The sequence below is a fragment of the Micromonospora sp. NPDC051296 genome, assembly GCF_040682255.1.
In the GTDB taxonomy this organism is placed as follows: Bacteria; Actinomycetota; Actinomycetes; order Mycobacteriales; family Micromonosporaceae; genus Micromonospora; species Micromonospora craterilacus.
This window is the reverse complement of sequence record NZ_JBFBAO010000383.1, coordinates 1-6,339: the sequence shown is the minus strand read 5'-3', so window position 1 is coordinate 6,339 and position 6,339 is coordinate 1. Positions and strand designations below refer to the sequence as shown.

Genomic DNA, 6,339 nt, shown 5'->3' with positions numbered 1-6,339 from the left:
GCTGCCCGAGGAGGTACGCGCGACCGCGCTGGACGTGGTCGGCACCGGCGGCGATCTCGCCCATACGGTCAACATCTCCACGATGACCGCGCTGGTCGTCGCCGGTGCCGGGGTACGCGTGGTCAAGCACGGCAACCGCGCGGCGTCCTCGTCCTGCGGCACCGCCGACCTGCTGGAGTTCCTCGGCGTACCGCTGGACCTCGGCCCCGAGGGCGTGGCCCGGTGCGTGGCCGAGGCCGGCATCGGCTTCTGTTTCGCCGCCCGGTTCCACCCGGGCATGCGCCACGCCGGCCCGGTCCGCCGGGAGTTGGGCGTGCCGACGGCGTTCAACTTCCTCGGCCCGCTGACCAACCCGGCGCGGCCCCGGGCCGGTGCGGTCGGTTGCTTCGACGCGACGATGGCACCGGTGATGGCGGCGGTCTTCGCCGCCCGGGGCGACTCGGTGCTGGTGATGCGCGGCGAGGACGGGCTGGACGAGTTCACCACCGCCGCACCGACCCGGTTCTGGGTCGCCCAGGGCGGCACCGTCCGGGAGACCGTGGTGGACGCCACCGACCTCGGGGTGCCCCGGTCCACCCTCGCCGACCTGCGCGGCGGTGACGCCCCGTACAACGCCGACGTGGCCCGTCGCCTGCTCGCCGGCCAGCCCGGCCCGGTACGCGACGCCGTCCTGGTCAACGCCGCCGCAGCTCTGGCCACCCAGGGCCCGCTCGACGGGGACCTGGCCACCGCGTTGCGCGCCGGCCTGGCCCGAGCCGCCGAGTCGATCGACTCCGGTGCCGCCGGCCGCACCCTCGACCACTGGATCGAGGTCGCCCAAGCCTCCTCCCTGCCGGGTTGATCAAGGAGTTTGCGTCAAGTGAGCGGGTGATTCTGACGCAAACTCCTTGATCAACGCAGCCGGTCGGGGGGCGCGGCGGGATGACGAAAGCCCGCCTCGGAGAGGCGGGCTTTCGGGGTGTGTCGGCGTGTCGACGCGGGGGTCAGTGCTCGGCGGTGCGTCGGGTGCCGCTGTAGTACTCGAAGAGCAGGCCGCAGGCGGCGAAGATCACCGCCACCAGGCCGACGCCGAGCAGCCAGAACTGCCAGAACACCAGGCCCAGGCCGGCGATCGCGGCGGCCAGCGCCAGGCCGAACGGCCAGTAGCTGCCCGGGCTGAAGAAGCCGATCTCGCCCGCGCCGTCGGCGATCTCGGCGTCCGCCCGGTCCTCCGGACGCAGGTCGATCCGGCGGGAGACGAACCAGAAGAAGCCGCCGCACATCGAGCAGAGCAGGAACGACAGCAGCAGGGCCACGGTGCCGATCCACTCGACGTGGCCCCCCGAGTCGGCCGCCGTCCAGCCGCCGTACAGCACGGCCGCGAAGAGCAGGAAGGCGGCGATGGTCAGGAAGATGCGAAATTCGGTCTTCATGCCCGTTGCCTCAGCTTCCCGTGCCGGCCGGCGCGCTGGCCTGATTGAAGTTGTCCTGGGTACGCCGCGTCTCGAACGGCCTCGTGGTCACCGCGTACGGGTCCTCGCCGATCGCGGTCAGCGCCTCCTGGGTCGAGGCACCATCCTGCTTGGCGGCGAGGAACCGGTCGAAGTTCTCCGGCGAGACCACCCGCAGCTCGAAGTTCATGAAAGCGTGGTAGCTGCCGCACAGCTCGGCGCAGCGGCCCACGTACGCCCCCTCGGCCTCCAGCTTGGAGACCTCGAAGACGTTACGGATGCTGCCCGGCATCACGTCCCGCTTGAACAGCATCTCCGGCACCCAGAACGAGTGGATGACGTCCTTGCTGGTCTCCTCGAACCGGATGGACCGGTCGGTCGGCAGCACCAGGATCGGGATGACCTCGCTGGTGCCGAGCACCGACGCGGTGGTGTTGGCGTCCACCCCCTGGCCGTCGCGGTAGTTGAACTGCCAGTTCCACTTGAACGCGACCACCTCGACGGTGACGTCGGGGTTGCGGCTGGTCTTCACCACATCGGTCTGCACGACCGCGGTGTAGTAGAAGAGCACGGCGACGATCAGCACCGGCGCGATGGTGTAGAGGAACTCCATCGGCAGGTTGTAGCGGGTCTGCACCGGCAGCTCGTTGCCCCGCTTGCGGTACCGCACGACGCACCAGAAGATCAGGCCCCAGACGAAGACGCCGACCACGAGCGCCGCGATGCACGAGGCGATCCACAGGTCGTACATCCGCCGGGCCTCGGGGGTGATGCCGCCCTGCGGCCAGCCGAAGCCGCCGAACGCCGAGCCGACGTTGCAGCCCGTGAGCAGGACCAGCAGCGCCGCCCCACCGAGACCGAGCCCGGCGAGTCGCCCGGCACTACGCCCCCGGCGCCGACCGGCTCCTGGGGATGCGCTGCGCCGTACGGCCGTCGGCCGTACCTCCGAACTCCTTGCGACCACCTGGTCCTGCCTCCCTAGCGCGCCGCGGTGTCTTCCTCGATCTGGCCGGCTCCGCCGAGCGGAGCCACCGCACCAGCGGCAAAGGCGTCACCGACGGTCGCAGATTACTCGACCATGGCGGGCTCGACCCGGTTGGGGTCAGTGTCCGCACCCGACGGGGGATCTTGTCCGGACCGAGACGATAGCGTGGGCAGACGTGATTCCTTCCCCGGTCTACCTGGACGCGGCCACCGCCGCGCCGCTGCACCCGGTCGCCCGGCAGGCGCTGCTGGCCGCGCTCGACGACGGCTGGGCCGACCCCGACCGGCTCTACACCCAGGCCCGGCGCGCCCGCCAGTTGCTCGACGCCGCCCGCGAGGCGACGGCCGAGACCCTCGGCGTACGCCCCGACGAGCTGTCCTTCACCGCCAGCGGTACGACGGCCGCGCACGGCGCCGTGCTCGGTGGCCTGGCCGGCCGGCGGCGGGCCGGCGGCGTCCTGGTGCACTCGGCGATCGAGCACTCGGCCGTGCTGCACGCCGCCGAGCAGCACGTCACCCGCGGCGGTACCGCCGTCGAGGTGCCGGTCGACCGCCTCGGCCGGTTGGATTCCGACGCCTGGTCGACGGCGGTGGCCGGGGCGGGGGTGGCGCTGGCCGCGCTGATCGCGGCGAGCCACGAGGTGGGCACCGTCCAGCCGGTCGAGGCCGCTGCGGCGGCCTGCGCCGACGCGGGCGTACCGCTGTACGTCGACGCCGCCCAGATGGTGGGTCGGGTGGCCGTGCCGGCGGGCTGGTCGGTGTTGACCGCGAGCGCCCGCAAGTGGGGTGGCCCGCCCGGCGTCGGCCTGCTGGTGGTCCGCAAGGGCACCCGCTGGGAGTCGCCCTGGCCGGCCGACGAGCACGAGTCGGGGCGTACGCCCGGCACGCTGAACCTGCCGGCGGTGGTGGCGGCGGCGGCGAGCCTGCGGGCGGCGGCGGCCGACGCGGCGGCGGAGGTGGCCCGGCTGTCGCCGCTGGTGGACCGGATCCGGGCCCGGGTGGCGGCCGACGTGCCGGACGTGGAGGTGGTCGGCGATGCCGAGCACCGGTTGCCGCACCTGGTCACCTTCTCCTGCCTCTACCTCGACGGCGAGGCGCTGCTGCACGCGCTGGACCGGCGGGGCTTCGCCGTCTCGTCGGGTTCGTCCTGCACCTCCTCCACGCTGCGCCCGTCGCACGTACTGGAGGCGATGGGGGTGCTCTCGCACGGCAACGTGCGGGTCTCGCTGCACCGTGGGACCACCGAGGCCGACGTGGCCCGGTTCCTCGCCGAGTTGCCGGGAATCGTGGCCGACCTGCGGGCCCAGGCGGGGGTGGTGGGGCTGTGACGACACCCGACGGCCCGGTCGCCGGTGAGGATCACGAGGTCCTCGACTGTCTCGGCCAGCGCTGCCCGCTGCCGGTGATCGCGCTGGCCCGCCGGCTCCCCGAACTGCCGGTCGGCGCGGTGGTGCGGGTGCTGGCCGACGACCCGGCCGCCGCGTTGGACATCCCGGCCTGGTGCCGTCTGCGCGGCCAGGAGTTCCTCGGCGCAGCGCCCGGCCCCGCCTACGACGTCCGCCGGGTGAGATGAAAGGAGGGGCCCCCTGTTAACGCCTGGTGTAGCGGAGGGGCCCCTTCTTAACGCCGGGCACGGCGCTGGTTACGCGGGTCAGGGGAGCAGGTGGGGGCGGATCTCGTCGGCGGCCTGGTCGCCGTACGACTCGGCGAGGCGCTTGACGAACAGGTCGCGGCGCACCTGGTACTCCTGGGTGCCGACGGTCTCCAGCACCAGCGTGGCCAGCAGGGAGCCGACCTGGGCGGCCCGCTCCAGCCCGAGACCCCAGGACAGTGCGGTGAAGAAGCCGGCCCGGAAGCCGTCGCCGACGCCGGTGGGGTCGACCGCCTGGGTCTCCCGGGCGATCGGCACGTGGATCGGGTCGATGTCCCGCCCGGCGATCTCCACCCCGTGCTTGCCCAGCGTGGTGACCCGGATCCGCACCCGGTCCAGCAGCTGGTCGTCGGAGAGCCCGGCCTTGCTCTGCAGCAGCGACTTCTCGTAGTCGTTGGTCATCAGGTAGTCGGCACCGTCGATCAGCGCCACCACGTCCTCGCCCCCCATCCGGGCGAGCTGCTGGGACGGGTCGGCCGCGAACGAATAGCCCCGCTCGCGGCACTCGGCGGAATGCCGCAGCATCGCCTCCGGGTCGTTGGCGCTGACCAGCACCAGGTCCAGCCCGCCGAGGCGCTGCGCGACCGGGTGCAGCTCGATGTTGCGCGCCTCGCTCATCGCCCCGGCGTAGAAGGAGGCGATCTGGCACATGTCGGTGTCGGTGGTGCAGACGAAGCGGGCGGTGTGCGCCACCTCGCTGACGTGCACCGAGTCGCAGTCCACCCCGTGCCGCTCCAGCCAGGAGCGGTAGTCGGCGAAGTCGGCACCGACGGCGCCGAGCAGCGCCGGGCTCAGGCCGAGCTGCCCCATGCCGAACGCGATGTTGGCCGCCACCCCGCCCCGGCGCAGCACCAGGTCGTCCACCAGGAAGGAGAGCGAGACCTTGTGCAGCTGGTCGGCGATGAGCTGGTCGGCGAACCGGCCCGGGAAGCTCATCAGGTGGTCGGTGGCGATCGAGCCGGTCACGGCGATCTTCATGGCACCCCTCGGGGTCGGCAGCAAAGCGCGGTCAGACTACCGCCCCGGTAACCTCCCAGCGACCGGCCCGTCAGACCCCGGACACCCCGCTGGTCACCCCCGAGCTACCGCGTCTCACCGACCACGGCCGCGTGGCCGGGCGGGCACACGGACACGACGGCAGGACGGCCGTCAGGCCGTCCCGCCGTCGTGGAGACCGACTCAGCTGAAGGAGTCGCCGCAGGCGCAGGAGTTGCCCGCGTTGGGGTTGTCGATGGTGAAGCCCTGGGCGTCGATCCGGTCGGCGAAGTCGATGGTGGCGCCGGCCAGGTACGGGGCGCTCATCCGGTCGACGACGACCTCGACGCCGTCGTAGTCGGTGACGACGTCACCGTCGAGCGAACGCTCGTCGAAGAAGAGCTGGTACCGCAGGCCGGAGCAGCCGCCCGGCTGCACGGCGACCCGGAGCCGCAGGTCGTCGCGGCCCTCCTGCTCGATCAGGGCCTTGACCTTCTGCGCCGCGACGTCGGTGAGGACGACGGACGTGGGGGCCTTGGCCTCGGTCGACTCGGTCTGCGCTGGCGTGGTCACGTGGAATTCTCCCTGCGCGCGTTCGGTGTGGTCTTTCCTGGCCAACGTCAGCCGCCGGTCAGCGATTCCCACAGTGGTCCAGTTTCCGATTGTAGGCCGCCCCTGGCCGGGTCACCCGGCGGTGCACGACACGCCGGCGCAGGGTCAGCGGCTCCACTGCCGGGCCAACCGGGCGCCGAGCGCCCGCAGCCCCTCCGCCGGCCGGTCCATGGCGGCGGCCAGCCCGCCGCGCTCCTCGCCGCCGAAGTGCTCCACCAGGCTGTACGCGTCGGTCACCCCGACCGACGCCGCCTCCCGGCGCCCGGTGCTCACCTGGCCGGCGAGCACGACGCAGGGTACGCCCCGGTCCCGGGCGGCGCCGGCCACTCCGGCGACCACCTTGCCGCGCAGCGACTGGTGGTCGAACTTGCCTTCCCCGGTGACCACCAGATCCACCTCGTCGAGCACGGAGTCCAGCCCGATGGCCCCGCTGACCAGCCGGATCCCCGACTCGCACCGGCCGCCGAGAGCCAGCAGGGCCGCCCCGATGCCGCCCGCCGCGCCCCCGCCGGGCAGTGCGCCCAGCCCACCGGGGCAGCCGGGCAGGTCCCGCTCCAGCACCTCTGCCCAGCGCTGCAACGCGGCGTCGAGCAGCAGTACGTCAGCGCGGTCGGCGCCCTTCTGCGGCCCGAAGACGTTGCTCGCCCCATGCAGCCCGAGCAGCGGGTTGTCGACATCGGTGGCGGC

8 protein-coding genes are annotated in these 6,339 nt (G+C 72.8%); 3 read left to right on the top strand and 5 right to left on the bottom strand.

The genetic code is table 11. From position 1 onward, the window contains the following. A partial coding sequence (gene trpD, locus AB0M52_RS28640) for an anthranilate phosphoribosyltransferase (RefSeq protein WP_363960081.1) occupies positions 1–841 on the top strand: 841 nt, incomplete at its 5' end. Positions 842–983: 142 nt separating this feature from the next. Here the strand turns inward: trpD and AB0M52_RS28635 are convergent. After that, positions 984–1,412, bottom strand: a complete 429-nt coding sequence (locus tag AB0M52_RS28635) for a cytochrome c oxidase subunit 4 (protein WP_363960078.1) — start codon at positions 1,410–1,412, stop codon at positions 984–986. Between the two features lie 10 nt (positions 1,413–1,422). Next, positions 1,423–2,394, bottom strand: a complete 972-nt coding sequence (gene coxB / locus AB0M52_RS28630; RefSeq protein ID WP_363960075.1) for a cytochrome c oxidase subunit II — start codon at positions 2,392–2,394, stop codon at positions 1,423–1,425. Positions 2,395–2,590: 196 nt separating this feature from the next. On the opposite strand from coxB, the gene AB0M52_RS28625 reads away from it, so the two are divergent. Then, positions 2,591–3,742, top strand: a complete 1,152-nt coding sequence (locus AB0M52_RS28625; protein WP_363960072.1) for an aminotransferase class V-fold PLP-dependent enzyme — start codon at positions 2,591–2,593, stop codon at positions 3,740–3,742. Continuing rightward, a complete protein-coding gene (locus AB0M52_RS28620; RefSeq protein ID WP_363960070.1) occupies positions 3,739–3,987 on the top strand; it encodes a sulfurtransferase TusA family protein in 249 nt (82 codons plus the stop codon). Before AB0M52_RS28625 ends, AB0M52_RS28620 begins: the two co-directional genes overlap by 4 nt. 78 nt (positions 3,988–4,065) lie before the next feature. Here AB0M52_RS28620 and AB0M52_RS28615 read toward each other — a convergent pair whose 3' ends face one another. The 3 genes from AB0M52_RS28615 to AB0M52_RS28605 form a co-directional block, all read right to left on the bottom strand. Beyond that, the gene (locus tag AB0M52_RS28615; protein WP_363960067.1) at positions 4,066–5,043 is read right to left on the bottom strand and encodes a carbohydrate kinase family protein; all 978 of its coding nucleotides are present in this window, start codon (positions 5,041–5,043) and stop codon (positions 4,066–4,068) included. A gap of 201 nt (positions 5,044–5,244) precedes the next feature. Beyond that, complete coding sequence (gene erpA, locus AB0M52_RS28610) at positions 5,245–5,613, bottom strand: iron-sulfur cluster insertion protein ErpA (RefSeq protein ID WP_013735179.1); 369 nt, start codon at positions 5,611–5,613, stop codon at positions 5,245–5,247. A 144-nt stretch (positions 5,614–5,757) separates the two neighbouring features. Continuing rightward, a partial coding sequence (locus AB0M52_RS28605) for a glycerate kinase (protein WP_363960064.1) occupies positions 5,758–6,339 on the bottom strand: 582 nt, incomplete at its 5' end.

Coding starts and splice junctions, on each gene's coding strand:
- AB0M52_RS28635 (WP_363960078.1), bottom strand. CDS start 1,412: ATGAAGACCGAATTTCGCATCTTCCTGACCATCGCCGCCTTCCTGCTC.
- AB0M52_RS28615 (WP_363960067.1), bottom strand. CDS start 5,043: ATGAAGATCGCCGTGACCGGCTCGATCGCCACCGACCACCTGATGAGC.